Raw genomic sequence first — 20,661 nt, 5'->3', positions numbered from 1 at the left:
CGGCCGAGGACTCGGGGATGACACGGACCAGGACTCGGGAAGCCACGGGCAAGGGCGCGGACAAGCACCGCCGCGCTCCGTACGTGTGCGGCTCAGCGTATGCCGAAGACGAGACGACCTGACACCTTGCCCTTCAGCACTTCGTCGATCGACGCGTTGATGTCCTCAAGACCCCGGCTCTCGCGCACGACACGTGTGCGGCCGAGCCTGTGCAGTTGGAACACCTCGGGAGGTTCCTCACGGGTAGCGACGATCTTCGTGCCGTTCAGCACCGTGTCGAAAACGGGCAGTTTTAGCTTGCCCTCGGCGGGGAGCGCCACCAGCACGAGCGTGCCGTCCCGGCGCGGCGCACCATAGGCGGCGCTGAACGATGCGTTGCTCGCGGCCGGCGAGAGAGTCGCGTCAACTCCGCCGAGCCGGTGGGTCTCCTCGGCTACATCCTGGACCCGGGCGTCGATGGCGTGGTCGGCGCCCAGTTCGCGGACGAGGGCCAGCCTCTCGTCGGCGACGTCGACGGCGATCGTCTCAGCGCCGAGGATCCGCGCGTACTGCAGGCCGAGGCGGCCCGGGCCACCGATGCCGGGGACAAGTGCGCGCGTGCCTGGGCGCACGCCGGACAGCTTCACGGCCTTGTACGTGGTGACGCCGCACAGGTCAGCGGTGCCGCGTCCAGCGGGCTGGGCTTGACCGGCCAGTCGCCCTGCGCAGCGTGAATGTCCGTCCGGATTTCGCTCCTCCGCGCACAGTGCTCAGTGCCCGATGCCCGGTGCCCGGTGTTCTGTGCCCGTGCCTCGTGCCTCGTGCCTCGTGCCCGATCGTCGATGCCCGATCGCCGACCGCACAGCCCGCGCGTGCGACTACCCACGAGCCCAGTCACGCATGGCGGTCCGCGAGGAGAAAGCGGCGACGTCCTTGTCGAGCGGCCGGTCGGTGTGCTGATGAATGCGCCAGGACGCCTTGATCCTGGGCTTCCCTGCGGTCACGTAGTCGGCTATCCACAGGCCGTCCCCCGCATACGACGTGGTGTCGTGGTGCAGCCAGAAGTAGCGGTTGCAGTACAGCAGAACCTTGTTATGGGGCCTCAGACGCTTGACCTCACGGATGAAGCGGTCCTTTTCGGAATTGCTCGCCCGTGTGCCCTCGCCATTCTCTTCCCAGTCCACGGCGAGCAGATCACCCGCCTTCTCCGGAGCCTTGCTCACGAAGTACTCCGCCTGCGCCGTGATGTTGCCCGGCCAGAGAAAGTGGTAGAAGCCGACCACACATTCCGCGTCCCTGGCACGCTTGACCTGCGAGGTCAGATGCGGATTGATGTACGAACGGCCCTCGGTGGCCTTGATGAAGACGAAGTCCAGTCCGTCCGTGTCGAAGGACGACTGATACGAGCTGACATCGACGCCATGCAGCATGGGCACCACCTCCAGGTGGGCTCGGTGATTCCGTGACTCTTCCAGTACGTGCCCGCAGTCGTCCGGTCCCATCCTTCCGGTGAAGGGGAGAATCGTTTTGCCATCACCCGGAATATGGACCCGCAGTGGGTAGTTGGTGAAGCGGCGAGACCACATCACGTACCGCAGCCACCATCGGAAGGTCGGATCCATGAAGATCGGCATCATCGGAGCGGGCAACATCGGCGGTAACCTCACTCGGCGCCTCACGGCGCTGGGCCATGACGTTTCCGTCGCCAACTCGCGCGGTCCGCAGACGCTCACCGCGCTCGCCGAGGAGACCGGAGCCACCCCGGTCACCGCCGCGGAAGCTGCTCGGGGAGCACAGGTCGTAGTCGTCACCGTCCCTGTCAAGGCTGTCCCCGCTCTGCCCTCCGGGTTTCTCGACGGGGCCGCGGAGGGGGCCGTGGTCATCGACACAGGCAACTACTACCCGCAGCAGCGCGACGGCCGCATCGCCGCGATCGAGGACGGTCTGGCGGAGAGCCGGTGGACCGAGGAACAGATCGGCCACCCGGTGATCAAGGCGTTCAACGGGACGTACGCGCAGGACATCCTCGCCAACGGCCTCCCGAAGGGCAGCCCCGGCCGTCAGGCACTGCCGGTGGCCGGTGACGACGCGGCGGCCAAGCAGTTCGTACGCGACCTCATCGACGAGCTGGGGTTCGACACCGTGGACGCGGGTGGCCTCGACGAGTCCTGGCGACAGCAGCCCGGCACACCCGTCTACGGTCACCAGGGTGACGCCGAAGCCGTTGCCAAGGCGCTCGCCGAAGCCTCCCCGGAGCGAACGGCGGAGTGGCGCGCCTGACGACACGGGGCGTCGGCAATCGACGGGTTCACCCCGGTGCGTGCGCCCAACAGCTCGGCCCCGCCGCCCACGACCCTTATTCGCCGAAGTCTGTGCTGCGGCTGACCGTCTCCCACTCAAGGGTCTCGGCGCGGGCGGCGTCGAGGTGGGCGTGGATCGCATCGGTCGCATCGTTGCCGAGCGGCAGCCTGAGCGGCGTCTTCTCGGCGGCGAGGGCGGTGAGGATGGCCGTGGCGGCCTTGTCGGGGTCGCCCTCCTGCTTGCCGTCCGAGCTGGGAAGGTTGGCCCGTACGGGGCCGACGGTCGCCTCGTAGGCAGGGATCGCGGCGGTCTGCCGGAGTGCCCCTCCCCCGGCGAACCCGGTCCGGAACGATCCGGGTTCGACGATCAGTACCTTGATTCCGTGCGGGGCCACCTCTGCCGCAAGCGCCTCGGACAGCCCTTCGAGGGCGAACTTGGTCGCCGAGTAGGCGCCGACTCCGGGGAACGAGAACCGCCCGCCCTGGCTGCTCATCTGCACAATGGCGCCGGACTGCTGACGGCGCATGTGGGGCAGTACCGTGCGGACCAGTGCTGCGGGGCCGAAGAAGTGCAGGTCCATCAGATCCCGCAGTTCTCGGTCGGTGGTCTCCTCGACCGCCCCCACCAGGCCGAGTCCCGCGTTGTTCACGATCACATCGATCCGCCCGTACCAGAGCACCGTGTCGGCGACGACTGCGGCGATGCGTGCCGTGTCGGTGATGTCCAGCTGGGCTGCGACCGCCCGGTCGGGGTACGCGGCGACCAGATCGTCGAGGCCCTCGGGCCTGCGGGCCGTGGCCACGACGGTGTCCCCGGCGGCCAGAGCGGCGGCAGCGATCGAACGGCCGAATCCGGAAGACGCTCCGGTGATCAGCCAGACGCGGCCCTTCACCTGGTCGCGGTCAGCGGCGCCGGTCTCTGCGTTCATCCGTAACTCCACTTGTTCAAAGGGGTTGTTGAGCTGACTCAGTTATGTCAGCCGACATCCGGGGTGGTCCAAGACAGAGTCCCTCTCGCTCCATAAAGACGTTTTATGATCGCTGGATGGAGCTGCGTCAGCTGACCTACCTCACCGTGATCGCCGAAGAGGAGAACCTCGGACGGGCCGCGCAACGGCTGTACGTCAGCCAACCGGCCCTGTCCTACGCCCTGAAGAGCCTCGAGTCCGAGTTGGGAGTGCGGCTCTTCGACCGGCACGCCGGTGGTGTGTCAGCGACCGCTGCCGGGCGCGAGGTGATTGCCGAGGCCCTGCTCACCGTCCGTCAGTCCGAGCGGGTGACCGCCGCAGCGCAGCGGCATCGGCGCGGGGAGACGGGCGTGCTGCGGGTGGGTTTCGAGGCGAGCGGTGCGGGTGAACTCACCACCCGGGCGCGGGCCGAGTTCGCACGGCGCCACCCCGGCGTACGAGTGGCGCCCAAGCGGTACGACTGGGGCCAGGAGGCCGCGGCTCTGCGTGAAGGGCTGGTCGACGTGGCTTTTGTATGGCTGCCCAACGACCTGACCGGGCTGTGCACCGAGGTGGTGCACACGGAGCCACGGGTCGTGGGACTCCCGTCCGGGCACGCGCTCGCGGGCCGCGACGGGATTTCCGTACTCGACGTGGGTGACGAGCCGCTGATGTGGACCGAGCGGGCGCCGCGCGAATGGGTGGACTGGTGGGCGGTCAACCCCCGCCCGGACGGATCGAGTCCGAAGTGGGGGCCGACCAACGACAACGTCGAGGAGATGCTGGAGCAGGTGGCGGAAGGTTCCGCCGTCTGCTTCGCACCGCTGAGCATGGCCCGGTACTACGCCCGGCCCGATCTCTCGTGGGTGCCGCTGACCGATGTCGAGCCGCTGCGAACCGTGCTCGCCTGGGTCGACGGCACGGACAACGTCCTGGTGGAGGGGTTCACCCGGGTCGTACGTGAACTGGCCTCCGCCGCCGAGGTGGTGCCCGACGATCGGCTCGGTGCTACTGAGCGTCGTCCGGACGGGCCGGCAGGCTGTCCATGAACGAGCTGACGGAGAAGACGGCACGTCCGGGGCCGGGCGGGCCGTAGCCGGGGGGCGAGCTGAGTCCGTACTCCTCCATGGTCGCGCGGTAGGCGTCCAGCAGGCGGATGTGGTACTCGAGCGGCGCTCCGTCCGGGTTGGTCTTTCCGAGCGGGGTCGTGGGCTCCGGGCACCAGGTGGTGAAGCGCGGGGTGATGCCGCGCGACATGAAGAACCGCAGGCCCTCGGTGGTTGAGTCGATGGCCTCGTTCACCGTGGTGAAGCCGAAGGGTTCGGCCATCTCCACGCCCGCCACGAAGTTGGGAATGACATTGCGGGGGCCGAAGACCTCGGCGGAGTCCAGGATGCGGCGGTGCCACTCGTCGCGGCCCACGTAGCGTTCCTTGCCGGGGCAGTAGAGCTCGAACAGCCTGCGGTCCCATACCTCGTAGTTGGGGTGGTAGATCTGGACGCCGTAGTCGTGGAAGCGTTGTACATCGGCCTTGGGCAGGGCCTGGGCGACGACCTTGCCGATCCAGCGACCGGGGAAGCGCTCCTCGATGGCCTTGGCGTACTGCCCGTAGAAATCGGCCTCGTCGCGGCCGCCGATGTGGGAGGTGATGGCACCGCCGGTGAGGGTGTAGGCGGTGGACGTCTTCGCGGTGTCGTACTTGTCGATGATGGCCAGCGCCTCCAGGACCTCCTCGACCGGCTTCACACCGGTGTACGGGCGTCCCGCCGCTTTGTGCTGGCGCCAGTTGTGGTTGATGTCGCAGTACTGGCACTCCTCCTTCGCCCCGAAGTACTGGCAGACCCGGAATACCGTCAGATAGACGAGGTAGCCCCACTGGATGGTGGGCGCGACCTCCATCACGGACTTGCCGTTGCCCAGGGTGTGCCGGTAGTAGTCCGGCATCGGCGGCAGACCTACGTCGGAGATCCGGCTGCCGTCGAGGTACAGCCCGAGCACGCCGTCGTCGTCGGCCGCGACACGGTAGGGGGACGCCGGGTTGACCCGTACCGACACCACGGTCCTGCGCAGTTCGTACGGACCTCCGGTGAGCACGATCTCCTCCGGCGGGCGGCGGAGTGCGGCCGCGCCGAGCTCGGGGAGGGTTCCGTGGTCGAACGAGAAGATGAAGTACGACTTCGGCTTGACATCACCGCCCTCGTTGTCGCTGAGCGCGGACTCGTCGAACGCCACGCCGCCGCGCAGCAGGTCTTCCTTGATGACGGCTTCCCGGGGCACGTGCGGGAACTGCTCCATGAGCCGCTCGATCAGGCGGGTGCGACTCCCGTCGGCGCGACTCTGCTCGGTGTGGCTGCGGTCGGTACTGCTGGGCATGTGCGGGACTCCTCGGTCCGGTCGTCGAAGGCGTTCCGGGTACGCCACACTGTGCAACGAACCACGGGCGTCGGCGGTGCCCCGCCGCACCGGCCGATTCGTTCCGCTGCCGCGCGGGTGGTGTCCGGGCCGTCAGAATCGCGGTCCGGGCCGGGAATCACCGGTCCCAGTGCGTGGGGCGGCTGAGCGAGGACGGGAGTTTCGTCGCCGCGTCGCCCCTGGCCGCATTCAGCTGAGCCTGGGTGAGGAAGAGACTTCCGGTGAGGTCGGCGCCGGCCAGGTCGGCGTCCCGGAAATCGGCCCCGATCACATCGGCCCGACGCAGATCGGCACCCTTGAGGTCAGCTGCGATGAGGTAGGCACCCCGCAGATCGGCGCCCTGCAGATCGGCGCCCTTGAGCCTGGCTCCGATGAGGTCGGCGCCGCGGTGGTCGCGCTTCTTCTTGCGGGGCACCGTGGCTCGTACGAGTTCGCTGGTACGGAGCAGGAGGGCGGCCACGTCGTCGCGGTGCGCGGCCACATCCAGGTCCGTGAACGCGTCCGCCGGGAGATGGGTGAGGCGTTCCGTCTCGTCGAGGGTGCGGCGGATCTCGCCGTGCAGGGAGCGCGCCGGTTCCAGGGACAGCGCTTCCGTGAGGTACCAGAGGAGCTCATGGAGCTGTCTCATGACCGGGAACACCTGGAACATCGGCTGGGCGGTCTGCGGAGCCCGGCGCCAGTCCTGCCCGCCGAAGGTCTCGCGGGAGACCTTCTGGCCCGCTCCGAAGCAGTCGTACACGGTGCAGCCGGGAAAGCCCTGGGTCCGTAGGTCGGTGTGAATGCCGCAGCGGAAGTCGTCCTGCAGATTACGGCAGGGCTTACCGGCATCCTTGTTGATCGCGAAGTCCGCGGACCGGGTCAGGGTCAGTGCGACGCAGCAGAGCCCGAAACAGTTCGCACAGTCGGCGCGCAGCGAAGCACGATCGGTGCGGTCGGTGCCGGGGCCTTGGACATTGTCGGGCACAGTGCGTGGATCCTCTGGGGTACGGAGCTGTCGGACGGTCGACCCTATCGGGATCCGTCACCCGAACGCGCCGATTTCATGATCGCCCCCATACGCCCCGGCCACCGTAGCGTCCGTTTCGCCCTGCCCCTTTGGCGAAAAGAGCACCTCTTCATGCATGTACGTGCATTGTCTGCCGCATCGCCCTACTCCGCGTCCCGCCGGGGCCGGCTCATCCTCAGACTGGTCGTCACCCTTCTCCTACCGCTGCTCACCGTGGCGGGCAGCGCCCTCTTCACCCCTGGGACGGCACTGGCCGCCCCTGCCGTCGGACCGTCGGCCGGCATCGCGCATTCGACCGCGTCCGGTCCGGATGCGCCGTGCACCAGCAGCGATCCGGTCGTCTGCTCGATCCGCGAGATGAATCCGCAGGAGCGGGCGGAAGCGCGCGAGGTCCGGATCCGCTACCACCAGCTGCTCGACTCCATGGAGCGGGTCGAGGACCGGATGCGCGCCGAAGGCCGCTCCGACGAGGAGATCGCCCGCGTACTGGTCGAGATGCGCAACGAGGCCAAGGACATCACTCGCGCGGGTATGTCGCCGGAGGCTGTGCAGGCTCTGGAGGCACGCAATATGGCGAAGTACGGCAACCCGCTGGGCCCGACGGCCGACCAGCAGTTCGCCAAGTACGGCAGCTGGGCGGCGGTCATCGACGCGGCGACCCGTAGCAATGCCGCGATCGACCGGGAACTCGGTCTGGAGCCGCGTCACTGATGTCCACGACAGTGCTGCAGGACTACGACCGCCACGGCACGGTGTGGGCGCTGGACCCTGCCTCCGGGCTCCTCACCCCGGCCGCCGGCCGCTGCCACGGCTTCGTCCATGTACTGCCGCACCGCACCGGCACGGCCGCCGCCGCCCTGTACGCCGATGATTCGGTTCTCTGGCTGCAGTACGGCGGACACCGTTGGAATTGCGAAAGGGTGACCGTCCGGCACGAGCAGCGGCCGGACGGCACCCGCACCATCACCGTCGACAGTCCGCCGGATCCTCCGTGGCAGGCGCACCTGCCCCCGCCGGACACCGGCCCGTACGATCCGGCCTACGACTGGACGGACACCCTGTCGGACAATTTCTTCCTCTGGGTCGACGAGCGGCTGGCCGACGCACGTCGGCGGGCCGTCCTGCGCGATCACTTCCTGCGGGGCTTCGACCCTCTGTGACGCCGACGGCGGAACGTACACAAACACCGGATCAGGGGGCTCCGAGGCGGTCAGGAACCCATGCGCGCAATGATGGTGGGTATTACATCTTTATAGGAGGTGGCCACGGACGTGGCGAACGCACCAGTCGACAGCATCCCTGCCCAGCGGGTACTCACGGATCCGGCCGGGCTGGCCCGGTATCAGCACGACGAGGCCGAGTGGGCCCCCTACGGAACACCCCTGGCCGTGGTCCGTCCGCAGACCACCGAAGAGGTACGGGACGTGGTCCGGCACTGTCTGGCCCACCACATCCCGCTGGTGCCGCGCGGCGCGGGCACCGGCCTCTCGGGCGGGGCGAACGCCGTCGACGGGGCCATCATCCTGTCCTTCGAGGACATGAACCGCATCGTTCACATCGACGCCGCGGAGCGGCTGGCCGTTGTCCAGCCGGGAGTGGTCAACGACGATCTGCGGGCGGCCGGAGCGGAGCACGGGCTCTGGTACCCGCCGGATCCGGCGAGCTCGCCCTGGTCGACGATCGGCGGGAACGTCGCGACCAACGCCGGCGGCATGTGCTGCGTCAAGTACGGCGTGACACGCGACTACGTTCTCGGTCTCGAAGTGGTCAATGGGCTCGGCGAGGTCGTGTCGCTCGGCCGGCGCACTGCGAAGGGCGTCGCGGGATACGACCTGGCCGGGCTGATGGTCGGGTCCGAGGGAACCCTTGGCGTGATCACGGAGATCACGGTGCGGCTGCGCCCGGCGCGGCCGCAGGAGCGCACCGTGGCGGGGTACTTCTCGTCGGTGGTCGCGGCGGGAGAGGCGGTGAGCGCCGTGACCGCGTCGGGTGTGATCCCCTCGGCGCTCGAACTGGTCGACCGTCACTGTCTCGCCGCCGTCGACGCGTGGAAGAAGATGGGTCTGTCCGCCGACGCGGACGTGGTGCTGCTCGGCCGGGTCGACACACCTGGCGCCGAGGGCGATGCCGAGGCCGAACTCGTGCGGGACTGCTTCGAGCGGGCGGGCGCGACCTGGGCCGTGGTCTCCACGGACCAGCAGGAAGCCGATGCGCTGTTCGAGGCGCGGCGGCTGGCCTACCCGGCGCTGGAACGGCTCGGTCCGGTCCTGACCGAGGATGTCTGTGTGCCGCGGACCGCGGTTCCCGAGATGCTGGCCCGGATCGAGAAGACAGCGGCCCGGCACGACATTCTGGTGGCCAACATCGCCCATGCCGGGGACGGCAACCTGCACCCGTTGATCATCACCCCGCCCGGTGACGAAGCCGCGCGAGCCCGCGCCCAGTTGGCCTTCGAGGACATTCTCGACGATGCGATCGCGCTCGGTGGCACCGTGACGGGCGAGCATGGGGTGGGGCTGCTGAAGATGCGTGGCATGAACAAGGAGCTGGGTTCCGCGGTGCTGGGCATGCATCACGCGGTGAAGGCGGCGCTGGACCCGCACGGCATCCTCAATCCGGGCAAGGTGCTCGGCGGGGCCGGGTCGTCACCGTCAGGTGAAGGGGACGCTCCGCGGGCGTAGCCAGGGTGCGTTGGGCGCGGTGGGGTCGGCCACCCGGTCGCGACGGTCGATGCCCCGCGCCCGGGCCGTTGTCAGTGGAGCGACGCACACTGGCAGCAGTACGGCACGGGCGAAGGGGACGCTGATGGGCACCGAGAACGAGACCGGGTTCGAACCGGCCACCGGGGACGGCCCGAGGAACCCGGCACCGGACGGGAAGCGTGACGCCTCGGTACGGACGGCGTTCGAGGGGATGCTGCAGATCCGGCGGCTGACGAACACCGGGCACGCGAGCCCGGAGGCCGTACCCGCGCAGTGGGAGACCCACCGGCCGATACGGGCCGTCGCCCTGGCCCTGGAGGCATCGGGCCTGGCCGCCTCGGCCGTTGACGACTCCGGCCTGCGTTCGGCGACCGGGTACCGCTTGGAGCAGGGTGAGGCGCCGGGCAGCGTACGGGTCGAGTGGCTCGGTCCGCCCGGAAGTGGGGCCGCCCATGCGGAGGAGGGCGAGCTGGCCCGGTGCGCGGCTGTGCTGCGGAAGTTGGGCTGGACGGTGCTGCTGTACCGCGGACCGCGGCGAAGAAGATTTCTGGAGGTCGAACCACCGGCCGGGGTCCGACGGCCGAACGGCGGCTAGTGGGCGGCCTCGCGCCGCTGCGGGAGTGCGTTGTCAGACCCATGGGGGATGCTGGTGGGTCCGACACCTCTGACCGGGAGATGCTGAGATGCGCAATGACGAACTCGCCGCGGCCCAGGCGTATGTCCGACTGCTGGAGGCCGCTCGGGCCGCGCTCGCGGAGCCTGACGAGGGCCCCTTGTATGTGCCATTGCTTGCCTCGCCGATCGCGGAGGCCGATGGCGCGCTGGAGCGTGCGGGGCTCTGCGGCAACGAGTCCCGGTTCTTCGATCTCGTGCGCTCGCTCCAGCCGAGCATGTCCGGCAGCGGTCGCTGAACGGACCCGCTGAAAGGCACCGCGGTCGCGGTGTTCTCCATCGCCGGGCGGACCGGGCCGGGTAGGCCGGCCCCGTCCGGCGGTCGGCGGTCGGCAGGCCGTGTCGTCGTCGCGCCGTCGCCCCTCACCTCGTCGCTCCGATGCGCCACCATGCTCTGAACGAGTCGGCGGACCGAGCGCTCTCAGGACACCCCGAGCGCACTCGATGCCTGTCGGCCCGCACTCAATCGCTCGTCCCCGTGGTCAGCTCCCTCTGCGCGTGGGTCCTCCCCTACGGGGTGAATTGATTCAAGCCCGGAACAGAACACAACCAGCTGCTTGACGGGAAGCTTGCGGCAAACCTAGCGTACGGTCTTGCTGAAACGATTCATACCGTCCGAACGACCACCGGTCGCTGGATGACTCCGCTTGTGAGGTGTTCATGTCTGATGTGTCGGCCGTCAAGGCAGCTCTGAAGTCCCAGGTGATCGAGACACCGTCGTGGGGGTACGGGAACTCCGGGACTCGATTCAAGGTGTTCGCGCAGCCAGGAGTGCCGCGCGACCCGTTCGAGAAGCTGGAGGACGCTGCGCAGGTGAACGCGTTCACGGGTGTGGCACCGAAGGTGTCGTTGCACATTCCGTGGGACAAGGTCGAGGACTACTCCGCGCTGACCCGGCACACCGAGGATCTCGGGCTGCGGATCGGTGCGATCAACTCCAACGTCTTCCAGGACGACGACTTCAAGCTGGGTTCGGTCACCCATCCCGACCCGAAGGTGCGCCGCAAGGCCACGGACCATCTGCTGGAGTGCGTCGACATCATGGACGAGACCGGCTCTCCCGATCTCAAGCTCTGGTTCTCCGACGGGACGAACTACCCCGGGCAGGACGACATCGTGGCCCGTCAGGACCGGCTCGCCGAGGCGCTGGCCGAGGTGCACGAGCGGCTGGGTGACGACCAGCGGATGCTGCTGGAGTACAAGCTGTTCGAGCCGGCGTTCTACACAACCGATGTGCCGGACTGGGGTACGGCGTACGCACACTGTCTGAATCTCGGTCCGAAGGCTCAGGTGGTCGTGGACACCGGGCACCACGCGCCGGGCACCAACATCGAGTTCATCGTGGCGTTCCTGTTGCGTGTGGGGAAGCTCGGCGCGTTCGACTTCAACTCCCGGTTCTACGCGGACGACGATCTGATGGTCGGGGCCGCCGACCCGTTCCAGTTGTTCCGGATCATGCACGAGGTGGTCAAGAACGGCGGAATGAAGCCTGAGACGAACGTCAACTTCATGCTCGACCAGTGCCACAACATCGAGGCGAAGATCCCTGCCGTGATCCGGTCGGTCGCCAATGTGCAGGAAGCGACAGCCAAGGCGTTGCTGATCGACATGGACGCGCTGAGCGCCGCGCAGCAGTCCGGCGATGTGCTGGCCGCGAACGGTGTCCTGATGGACGCGTACAACACCGATGTCCGTCCGCTGCTTGCCGAGGTTCGTGAGGAGCTCGGGCTGGCCAGGGATCCGTTCGCCGCATATCTGGCCTCGGGCAATCAGGAGCGGATCGCCGCCGCCCGGGTCGGTGGCGAGCAGGCCGGCTGGGGCGCCTGAGCCGCCATCCTCTCCCCCGTACACCCGTCCGACCCCGGTTCAGCCCGGCCCCGACCCAGAAGGAATCTCATGACGTCCGCGACGCACGCCGAAGTCGCCGCGCTCCTGGAGCGCGCTCACCGGATCGGCTCCGACGCCCGCAACACCAATTACGCTGGTGGCAACACATCGGTCAAGGCCACCGACACCGACCCGGTCACCGGCGGCGAGACCGAGCTGCTGTGGGTAAAGGGGTCCGGTGGTGATCTCGGCACGCTGACCGAGGCCGGTCTCGCTGTGCTGCGTCTGGACCGGGTGCGCGCGCTCAAAAACGTGTATCCGGGGGTGGAGCGCGAGGACGAGATGGTGTCGGCGTTCGACTACTGCCTTCATGGCAAGGGTGGCGCCGCTCCGTCCATCGACACGGCGATGCACGCACTGGTCGAGGCCGCACACGTCGATCATCTGCACCCGGACTCGGGGATCGCGCTGGCGTGCTCCGCCGACGGTGAGAAGCTCACTGCGGAGTGTTTCGGCGACAAGGTGGCCTGGGTGGGCTGGCGCAGGCCCGGGTTCCAGCTCGGTCTGGACATTGCCGCGGTCAAGGAGGCCAACCCGCAGGCCGTCGGTGTAATCCTCGGCGGCCATGGCATCACGGCGTGGGGCGAGACGTCCGAGGAGTGCGAGCACAACGCGCTCTGGATGATCCGCACTGCCGAGGCTTTCCTTCAGGAGCAGGGTAAGGCGGAGCCGTTCGGCCCCGTGTGGGCGGGCCGCGAGGCCCTAGTCGAGGAGCAGCGCCGGGAGCGCGCCGCCGTGCTCGCCCCGCTGATCCGCTCCCTGGCCTCCACCGACCGTCCGCAGGTGGGCCACTTCACCGACACAGAGCCCGTGCTGGACTTCCTCGCCCGTGCCGGACACCCACGGCTCGCCTCGCTCGGCACCTCGTGCCCGGACCATTTCCTTCGTACGAAGGTCACCCCGCTGGTCCTCGACCTGCCCGCGGACGCGCCGCCGGCCGAGGCGGCGGCACGGCTGAAGGAGCTGCACGGGGAGTACCGGGAGGCCTATCGCGCGTACTACGAGCGTCACGCCACCCCCGACTCACCTGCGATGCGCGGCGCGGACCCGGCGATCGTGCTGGTGCCCGGGGTCGGCATGTTCTCCTTCGGCAAGGACAAGCAGACTGCCCGGGTCGCCGGGGAGTTCTACCTCAATGCCATCAATGTGATGCGCGGCGCCGAGGCCGTCTCCTCGTACGCGCCGATCGAGGAGTCCGAGAAATTCCGGATCGAGTACTGGGAGCTGGAGGAGGCCAAGCTGCGCCGGATGCCGAAGCCCAAGCCGCTGGCCACCCGGGTGGCGCTGGTCACGGGAGCGGGGTCCGGTATCGGCAAGGCCATCGCGCACCGGCTGGTCGCGGAGGGGGCGTGTGTCGTTGTCGCGGACCTCAATGCGGAGAACGCCGCCTCGGTGGCGCAGGAGCTCGGCGGGCCGGACAAGGCTGTCGCGGTGACGGTCGACGTGACCAGTGAGGAGCAGATCGCCGGAGCGTTCAAGGCGGCGGTGCTCGCGTTCGGCGGTGTCGATCTCGTCGTGAACAATGCCGGAATCTCGATCTCGAAGCCGCTGCTCGAAACCACGGCGCAGGACTGGGATCTTCAGCACGACATCATGGCGCGCGGCTCGTTCCTGGTCTCGCGTGAGGCCGCCCGGGTGATGCGGGCGCAGAACCTCGGCGGTGACATCGTCTACATCGCGTCGAAGAACGCGGTGTTCGCGGGCCCGAACAACATCGCCTACTCGGCGACCAAGGCTGATCAGGCTCACCAGGTACGGCTGCTGGCGGCCGAGCTGGGCGAGCAGGGGATCCGGGTCAACGGCATCAACCCCGACGGGGTGGTGCGCGGTTCGGGGATCTTCGCGGCCGGCTGGGGTGCCCAGCGCGCGGCGACGTACGGCATCGAGGAGGAGAAGCTCGGCGAGTTCTACGCCCAGCGGACCCTCCTCAAGCGCGAGGTGCTCCCGGAGCATGTCGCAAACGCCGTCTTCGCGCTGACCGGCGGGGACCTCACGCACACGACCGGTCTTCACATTCCTGTCGACGCCGGTGTGGCTGCGGCGTTCCTGCGATAAGCCCCGTTCCTGCGATGCCGCGCGTTCCTGCGATGAAACGGATGAGATTTCCATGTCTGTGACGTCACGAAGCGACGCGGTGTTCGCGGCCGTGGACCTCGGTGCCACCAGCGGCCGGGTGATCACCGGCCGGGCCGGTTCCGGGCAGCTCGTGCTGACCGAGGCGCACCGCTTCCCCAATACGCCGGTCCGGCTGCCGGACGGGCTGCGGTGGGACGTACTCGCTCTGTACCAGGGGATGCTGGACGGTCTGCGGACGGCTGCGCACGGCGGTCCGATCGCCTCGGTCGGCATCGATACCTGGGCGGTCGACTACGGCCTTCTCGATGCCGACGGGGCGCTGCTCGGGCTGCCGTTCCACTACCGCGACAGCCGTAACGGCACTGCGGCCGAGCAGGTGCTGGCCGAATGCGGGGCGCGGGAGCTGTATGCCGTCAGCGGGTTGCAGCATCTGCCGTTCAATACGGTGTTCCAGCTTGCCGCACACCGTGCGAGTGCCCAGTGGGGTGCGGCACGGACGATGCTGTTGATCCCCGATCTACTGGTGCACTGGCTGACCGGCACGGTGGGCGCGGAGATCACCAACGCGTCGACGACCGGACTGCTCGATGCATCTGCCGGGACCTGGTCCGATGCACTGATCGGCCGGCTGGGTCTGGAGCGTTCCTGGTTTCCGCCGTTGCGCGAGCCGGGTGATCCGGCGGGGACACTGTTGCCGCATGTTGCTGAGTACACCGGTCTGCCGGCCGGGACGCCGGTGACGACCGTCGCCTCGCACGACACGGCGTCGGCGGTCGCCTCGGTGCCCGCGACCGAGCCCGGATTCGCCTATGTGTCCTGTGGTACCTGGTCGTTGGCAGGTCTGGAGCTGGCGGCTCCGGTGCTGACGGAGGAGTCCCGGGCGGCGAACTTCACCAATGAGCGCGGGGTGGACGGCACCATCCGCTGTCTCCGCAACATCATGGGCATGTGGCTGCTGGAGGAGTGCCGCCGTGCCTGGGGCCGGCAGGGTACGGCTCCGGGTTTGGCCGAACTGCTCGCAGAGGCGGCCCGTGCCCGGCCGTTCGCCGCGGTGATCGATCCCGACGACGAGACGTTCCTCGCCCCGGGCGACATGCCGTCGCGCATCGACGCCCACCTCGTACGGACCGGACAGAAACCGCCCGACACTCCCGGCGGGTATGTGCGATGTGTGCTGGAGAGTCTGGCTCTGGCGCATCGCAGGACGCTGCGACAGGCCGCCGGTCTGGCAGGGCAGGAGCTGACCAGGATCCATCTCGTCGGCGGGGGTTCACGCAACGAACTGTTGTGCCAGTGGACGGCGGATGCCACCGGGCTCCCCGTCACGGCCGGTCCCGCCGAGGCAACCGCGCTCGGCAACATCCTGCTCCAGGCACGCGCCCATGGTCTGGTGGGCGACCTCATGGACATGCGACGACTCGTGGCGCAGACGCAGGACTTGCGCCACTACACCCCTCAGGGAAATCAGCGGGCCTGGGACCGGGCTGCCGCAAGGCTGGAGCCGGCCTGAGTCCTGGACACCTCGACCGGGAGCCCGGGCCCCTCCGCGGAAGCCCGGGTCCTCGAATGGATGACGAAGGAAGGAAACTCATGACTGATGTCTCTCCCGCCGTACTCGACGGCGTGCTCGCCCGCACCACGCGTCGCCGTACCCGTGTCGGCCTGGTCTCCGGTGGACTCGGTGCGTACTGGCCGCAGTTTCCCGGTCTCCTCGACCAGTTGCAGGAATCGGCGCGCTTCGTGACCGCGCGGTTCGAGGAGATGGGCTGCGAGGTCGTCGACGCCGGCTTCATCTCCGACCCGCAGGAGGCCGCCAAGGCGGCGGAGCAGCTGCGCAGCGCCGACTGCGACATCGTCGTGACGTTCCTGACGACATATCTCACGGCCTCGATGGTGCTGCCGATCGCTCAGCGCACCCACACTCCGGTGCTGGTCATCGACCTCCAGCCGACCGAGGCGATGGACCACCCGAACACCGACACGGGCGAGTGGCTGGCGTACTGCGGACAGTGCCCGCTGCCCGAGGTCGCCAATGTGTTCCGGCGCAGCGGTATCCCCTTCCGCTCCGTCTCCGGCCATCTGCACGACGAGAATGCCTGGACCCGGATCCGCCGCTGGATCTCAGCCGCGCAGGTGCGTGGCGCGATGCGCCATGGCCGGCACGGGCTGATGGGCCACCTCTACCCAGGGATGCTCGACGTCTCCACCGACATGACGCTGGTCTCCACCCAGTTCGGCGGACATGTAGAAATCCTCGAGTTCGACGACCTGCGGGTCCGGGTCGCCGCCGTGACGGACGAGGAGACCGCCGAACGCGTTGCGCTCGCGCGTACGGTCTTCACCCTCGACGACTCCGTCGACGAGGACGATCTCGCCTGGGCCGCCCGGGTATCGGTCGGACTGGACCGGCTCGTCGAGGACTTCGAACTCGACAGCCTCGCCTACTACCACCGTGGACTTGAGGGCGAGATCCACGAGCGGCTCGGCGCAGGCATGATCCTCGGCGCATCGCTGCTGACCGCCCGAGGCATCCCGATGGCCGGGGAGTACGAGCTGCGCACCAGCCTCGCCATGCTGATCGCCGACACCATCGGCGCCGGCGGCTCCTTCACCGAGCTCCAGGCCCTCAACTTCCGCGACCGGGTGGTCGAGATGGGCCACGACGGCCCCGCCCACCTCGCGATCAGCGCCAAGGATCCGCTGCTGCGCGGACTGGGCGTGTACCACGGCAAACGCGGGTGGGGCGTCAGCGTCGAGTTCGACGTCAAGCACGGTCCGGTCACCACGTTCGGTATCGGACAGGAGGCGGACGGCACCTTTACGTTCATCGCCTCCGAGGGCGAAGTCGTCCCGGGGCCTCTGCTGGAGATCGGCAACACCACCTCCCGCGTCGACTTCGGCTTCGACCCCGGCGAGTGGACCGACGCCTGGTCCGCGACCGGCATCGGCCACCACTGGACTCTCTGCACCGGCCACCGTGCCAAGGACCTCAAGGCCGCGGCCGACCTTCTCGGCGTCCCGTTCCGTACCGTCACCGGCCCGAGCGACCTCTGAATCGGTCCGGAGCCCCGGTCCGTCCCGGTTCCGTCCCCGTCCACCTCGGTCCGTCTTCGTCCGCTCAGTCCGTCGTCCTGGAGCCGGCGTCCAGGCCGAGTTCGCGGTCGCCCAGCGGGGCGAAGAAGAGCGCTACGTCGGCCTCGGTGACCTCGGCCAGATCCGCCGGGCTCCACCGCGGATGGCGGTCCTTGTCGATGATCTGGGCACGCACGCCTTCCACCAGGTCGGGCCGGGTGAGGGCGGTGCACGAAGTCCGGTACTCCTGGTCGAGCACCGCCTCCAGGCTGTCGAGCCCGCGGGCCCTGCGCAGAGCGGAGAGGGTCACCTTGAGTGCGGTGGGCGACTTGGCCAGTATCGTCTCGGCGGCCTGCTTGGCGGCGGGGACACCGCTGTTGTCGAGGCGGTCGAGGATCTCCTCGACGGAGTCGGCCCGGTAGCACGAATCGATCCACTCGCGGTGCGCCGCCAGTTCACCGCTCGGCGCGGGTGAGGCGTACCGCTGCACCGTCTCCTCGATCTCGGCAGCCGTACCGCAGGCGGCGAGGGCGGTGGTGAGCTCGGCAAGGCGCTGCGACGGTACGAAGTGGTCGGCGAGCCGGCACAGCAACGCGTCACCCGCGCCGACCGCATCCGCGGTGAGCGCCAGGTGGGTGCCGAGCTCGCCGGGCGCGGCAGCGAGCAGGTACGTCCCGCCCACATCGGGGACGAAGCCGATGCCGGTCTCGGGCATGGCGATGCGCGAGCGTTCGGTGACGATACGGACGTCGCCGTGGGCCGAGACACCGACGCCGCCGCCCATCACGATGCCGTCCATGATCGCGACGTACGGCTTGGGGAATCGGGCGATACGGGCGTTGAGCCGGTACTCGTCACGCCAGAAGTCCATCGATGTGCCGCCGCCTGCGCGGGCGTCCTCGTGGATCGAGCGGATGTCGCCGCCTGCGCAGAGGCCACGCTCCCCCGCCCCGGTGATCAGGGCCGCGGTGACGGCGTCGTCGAGCTCGGCTTCGGCGAGTGCTTCGTCGATGCGCAGCACCATGGCGTGATTCAGCGCGTTGAGGGCGCGCGGGCGGTTGAGCGTGATGTGCCGGATGCGTCCCTCGGTGTGCAGCAGGACGGGATCGTCGTGGTTCATGAATGCGCTCCGGTCAGCCCCTGTGCCGTATCGCCCGCCGATCGCGGACGATCTTCCGCTGCCATTCTGCGGGGCGGATCCCGGGCTCTGGCAGCAGGGGTGCCGAGGCCGCGCGGACCGGATCTCAGACCGGTTTTTGCCGGGTGTCCGCTGTGGCAGTCTGCCGGAACCGGTTCGACAATTGAGACACCCCGTACGGGCCGCACCGCCCGGCTGCCCCGCCGGAAAACCTCCGGAGCAGGAATGACCGATCACGACCGGCAACCGAGCACACCCGTCCCGCCCCGCCTGCTGACCGAGAAGACGCACAACGGCGAGACCGCGACGGCGCAGCGGCTTGCCATGAATCGGACGGGCAGTTTCGAGTGGGACATGGATGCCCGCACGCTGGACATCGACGAAGCGGGCCTGCTGGTCTTCGGGCTGGACCCACTGACCTTCGACTCACGGCCTGCATCCCTGTTGGAACGGCTCGAACCTTCGGAGCGGAACCGGCTCAATGTGGCGATCGACGAGGCGATCAAGGGTGGGCGCAGCTCGTACAGCGTTCACTTCCGGGTACCGCTCGACGACGGCAGGGACCAGTGGACCCATATCCAGGCGCGGATACTGCGCGGCGATGACGGCCGGGCGCACCGGGTCGTCGGGGTGGTGAGGGACGCAACGGCGGAGGTCACCCATTCGGCCTTCGTGCTGGACCTGGAAAAACGGCGAAAGCGCCAGACCAGCATTGTTGAACGAACGACGAGTGCGTTGTCGCGTGCGGTGACCGTGGATGATGTGACCGCCGCGCTCACCGGACCCGGCGGTCTTGACCGGCTCGGCGCGGACGGCCTCGCACTCGGTCTGGTCGAGAGCACCACCCTGAACGTCATCGCCCTGAGCGGCGACCCGCTGGAGGCGATCGACGAGCTCGGAACCGCAGGGCTGGACCGGAGGTACCCCCTGGCCGACACGATTCTCAGCGGCAGCCCCCGGTTCCTGACCTCGGTATCGGGACTCATCCACCGCTATCCCGTACTGACTCCCTACGCAGAGCGGCTGGAATTCCGCGCGGCCGCCTATCTGCCGCTCGTCGCCCAGGCGCGTTCCCTCGGCACCCTGGCGCTCTTCTACCGCGAATACACGGCTTTCAACGCTGATGAGCGCATTCTGTGTCTGGGGCTGGCTGCCATCGTGGCCCAGTCCCTGCAGCGGGCGACCCTCTTCGACGAGGAGCGCGAATTCGCCACCGGCCTCCAGTCGGCCATGCTGCCGCGGCGGATCCAGGAGATCGAGGGCGGCGAGATAGCCGTGCGCTATCACGCGGCCTGGAGCGGGCGCCAGGTCGGCGGTGACTGGTACGACGTGATCGCGCTGCCGATGAACCGCTTCGGCATCGTCGTGGGTGACGTGCAGGGCCATGACACTCATGCCGCCGCCATCATGGGCCAGCTGCGCATCGCCCTGCGCGCGTATGCCGGCGAGGGACACCCTCCGTCGACGGTGCTGGCACGGGCCTCGCGCTTCCTCGCCGAGCTGGACACGGATCGCTTCGCGACGTGTACGTACGCCCAGGTCGATCTCGCCTCGGGGACCGTGCGTGTGGTGCGCGCCGGGCACTTCGGACCACTGATCCGGCACATGGACGGCCGGGTCGGCAGCCCGCAGGTGCGGGGCGGTCTGCCGCTGGGCATTTCGACCGACTTCGAGGACGAGGAGTTTCCGGAGACCCGTCTAGACCTGGTGCCGGGCGAAACCCTTGTCCTGTACACCGATGGACTGGTGGAAGAGCCGGGGGTCGATGTCGACACGGGTATTCAGGCTCTGATCAACGAGGTCGGCGCGGGGCCCGCGGGCGCTGAGGCGCTGGCCGATCATCTGTCGGACCGGCTGTGGGAGCGTTGGGGTTCGGGGGACGATGTCGCCCTGCTGGTGCTGCGGCGCAGTCCGGACCCTGGGTCGCCTCGGGCTCCGCGGTTGCACCAGTACATCCACCAGGCGGACCCGGAGGGGCTGTCCGACGCCCGTACCATCGTGCGCCAGGCCCTGACCGACTGGGACATGGCCGAATTCGCCGACGACGCCGAGCTGGTGACCGGGGAGCTGCTGGTGAATGTGCTTCTGCACACGGAAGGTGGCGCGGTACTCACTCTGGAGGTGTTGCCGGAGCCCGTCCGGCGGGTCCGGCTGACGGTTCAAGACCGTTCGAGCGTCTGGCCGAGACGTCGCAGCCCGGGCGAGACCGCGACATCGGGGCGAGGCCTGCTGCTCCTGGATGCCGTCGCCGACCGTTGGGGCATCGAGCCTCACGGCGAGGGGAAGGCCGTCTGGTGCGAGATCGGGCCGTCGGCGCCGCCCACCTCCACTCCCCCGCCACCACCCGCGGAACAGGAACGGGAGCAGGTGTGACGAAAGCACAGAGGGGTGTGTGGCCCCCGGGGGGGGCGGCACACCCCACCACCCGGGGGGGCAGGCCCCAAACAGCGCCCGGGCCACCCCGCAAACT

18 protein-coding genes are annotated in these 20,661 nt (G+C 68.7%); 12 read left to right on the top strand and 6 right to left on the bottom strand.

All coding sequences use genetic code 11. The annotated features are described in order from the left end of the window. Positions 1 to 92 precede the first annotated feature (92 nt). Positions 93 to 626 carry a zinc-binding dehydrogenase gene (locus ACGFU7_RS34425; protein ID WP_393701177.1) on the bottom strand — a complete coding sequence of 178 codons (534 nt, stop codon included), beginning with the start codon at positions 624 to 626 and terminating at the stop codon, positions 93 to 95. Between the two features lie 231 nt (positions 627 to 857). Continuing rightward, positions 858 to 1,409 carry a glycoside hydrolase family 25 protein gene (locus ACGFU7_RS34420; protein ID WP_393701175.1) on the bottom strand — a complete coding sequence of 184 codons (552 nt, stop codon included), beginning with the start codon at positions 1,407 to 1,409 and terminating at the stop codon, positions 858 to 860. Positions 1,410 to 1,563: 154 nt separating this feature from the next. Here ACGFU7_RS34420 and ACGFU7_RS34415 point away from each other — a divergent pair, with 154 nt between their 5' ends. Next, a complete protein-coding gene (locus tag ACGFU7_RS34415) occupies positions 1,564 to 2,259 on the top strand; it encodes an NADPH-dependent F420 reductase (RefSeq protein WP_393701233.1) in 696 nt (231 codons plus the stop codon). Positions 2,260 to 2,335: 76 nt separating this feature from the next. Here the strand turns inward: ACGFU7_RS34415 and ACGFU7_RS34410 are convergent, their stop codons facing one another. Continuing rightward, positions 2,336 to 3,208, bottom strand: a complete 873-nt coding sequence (locus ACGFU7_RS34410) for an oxidoreductase (protein WP_393701174.1) — start codon at positions 3,206 to 3,208, stop codon at positions 2,336 to 2,338. 116 nt (positions 3,209 to 3,324) lie between these two features. Here ACGFU7_RS34410 and ACGFU7_RS34405 point away from each other — a divergent pair, with 116 nt between their 5' ends. After that, positions 3,325 to 4,275, top strand: coding sequence for a LysR family transcriptional regulator (locus tag ACGFU7_RS34405; protein WP_393701172.1), 951 nt, complete (start codon positions 3,325 to 3,327; stop codon positions 4,273 to 4,275). Here ACGFU7_RS34405 and ACGFU7_RS34400 read toward each other — a convergent pair. Beyond that, on the bottom strand, positions 4,235 to 5,599 hold the full coding sequence (locus ACGFU7_RS34400) for a radical SAM protein (RefSeq protein ID WP_393701170.1): 1,365 nt from the start codon (positions 5,597 to 5,599) through the stop codon (positions 4,235 to 4,237). The two genes, ACGFU7_RS34405 and ACGFU7_RS34400, sit on opposite strands and share 41 nt — an antisense overlap. Before the next feature lie 157 nt (positions 5,600 to 5,756). Continuing rightward, positions 5,757 to 6,602, bottom strand: coding sequence for a pentapeptide repeat-containing protein (locus ACGFU7_RS34395; RefSeq protein WP_393701168.1), 846 nt, complete (start codon positions 6,600 to 6,602; stop codon positions 5,757 to 5,759). Between the two features lie 153 nt (positions 6,603 to 6,755). On the opposite strand from ACGFU7_RS34395, the gene ACGFU7_RS34390 reads away from it, so the two are divergent. The 9 genes from ACGFU7_RS34390 (at position 6,756) to ACGFU7_RS34350 (ending at position 17,035) form a co-directional block, all read left to right on the top strand. Beyond that, on the top strand, positions 6,756 to 7,355 hold the full coding sequence (locus ACGFU7_RS34390) for a hypothetical protein (protein ID WP_393701167.1): 600 nt from the start codon (positions 6,756 to 6,758) through the stop codon (positions 7,353 to 7,355). Continuing rightward, positions 7,355 to 7,804, top strand: a complete 450-nt coding sequence (locus ACGFU7_RS34385) for a hypothetical protein (RefSeq protein ID WP_393701165.1) — start codon at positions 7,355 to 7,357, stop codon at positions 7,802 to 7,804. The genes ACGFU7_RS34390 and ACGFU7_RS34385 overlap by 1 nt, the downstream gene beginning before the upstream one ends. A 111-nt stretch (positions 7,805 to 7,915) precedes the next feature. Beyond that, positions 7,916 to 9,325, top strand: a complete 1,410-nt coding sequence (locus ACGFU7_RS34380; RefSeq protein ID WP_393701164.1) for an FAD-binding oxidoreductase — start codon at positions 7,916 to 7,918, stop codon at positions 9,323 to 9,325. Between the two features lie 124 nt (positions 9,326 to 9,449). Next, positions 9,450 to 9,941: a hypothetical protein gene (locus tag ACGFU7_RS34375; RefSeq protein WP_393701162.1), complete on the top strand. Its 492-nt coding sequence runs from the start codon at positions 9,450 to 9,452 to the stop codon at positions 9,939 to 9,941. Positions 9,942 to 10,029: 88 nt separating this feature from the next. Beyond that, a complete protein-coding gene (locus tag ACGFU7_RS34370; protein WP_393701161.1) occupies positions 10,030 to 10,257 on the top strand; it encodes a hypothetical protein in 228 nt (75 codons plus the stop codon). A gap of 421 nt (positions 10,258 to 10,678) precedes the next feature. Further along, complete coding sequence (rhaI, locus tag ACGFU7_RS34365) at positions 10,679 to 11,845, top strand: L-rhamnose isomerase (RefSeq protein ID WP_393701159.1); 1,167 nt, start codon at positions 10,679 to 10,681, stop codon at positions 11,843 to 11,845. Between the two features lie 69 nt (positions 11,846 to 11,914). Then, positions 11,915 to 13,960 carry a bifunctional aldolase/short-chain dehydrogenase gene (locus ACGFU7_RS34360; protein WP_393701158.1) on the top strand — a complete coding sequence of 682 codons (2,046 nt, stop codon included), beginning with the start codon at positions 11,915 to 11,917 and terminating at the stop codon, positions 13,958 to 13,960. A 52-nt stretch (positions 13,961 to 14,012) separates the two neighbouring features. Further along, complete coding sequence (locus tag ACGFU7_RS34355) at positions 14,013 to 15,491, top strand: rhamnulokinase family protein (protein WP_393701157.1); 1,479 nt, start codon at positions 14,013 to 14,015, stop codon at positions 15,489 to 15,491. Between the two features lie 80 nt (positions 15,492 to 15,571). Beyond that, entirely contained in the window at positions 15,572 to 17,035 is a 1,464-nt protein-coding gene (locus tag ACGFU7_RS34350; protein WP_393701155.1) for an arabinose isomerase, read from the top strand. 64 nt (positions 17,036 to 17,099) lie between these two features. On the opposite strand, the gene ACGFU7_RS34345 is transcribed toward ACGFU7_RS34350, so the two are convergent. Beyond that, entirely contained in the window at positions 17,100 to 18,173 is a 1,074-nt protein-coding gene (locus ACGFU7_RS34345; protein WP_393701153.1) for an enoyl-CoA hydratase/isomerase family protein, read from the bottom strand. Positions 18,174 to 18,416: 243 nt separating this feature from the next. On the opposite strand from ACGFU7_RS34345, the gene ACGFU7_RS34340 reads away from it, so the two are divergent. Then, positions 18,417 to 20,564: a SpoIIE family protein phosphatase gene (locus tag ACGFU7_RS34340; protein WP_393701151.1), complete on the top strand. Its 2,148-nt coding sequence runs from the start codon at positions 18,417 to 18,419 to the stop codon at positions 20,562 to 20,564. The last annotated feature ends 97 nt before the right edge of the window (positions 20,565 to 20,661 follow it).

The sequence above is a fragment of the Streptomyces sp. NPDC048473 genome (assembly GCF_043200155.1).
In the GTDB taxonomy this organism is placed as follows: domain Bacteria; phylum Actinomycetota; class Actinomycetes; order Streptomycetales; family Streptomycetaceae; genus Streptomyces.
The sequence above is the reverse complement of the archived record's forward strand: the minus strand, read 5'-3'. Positions and strand labels throughout refer to the sequence as shown.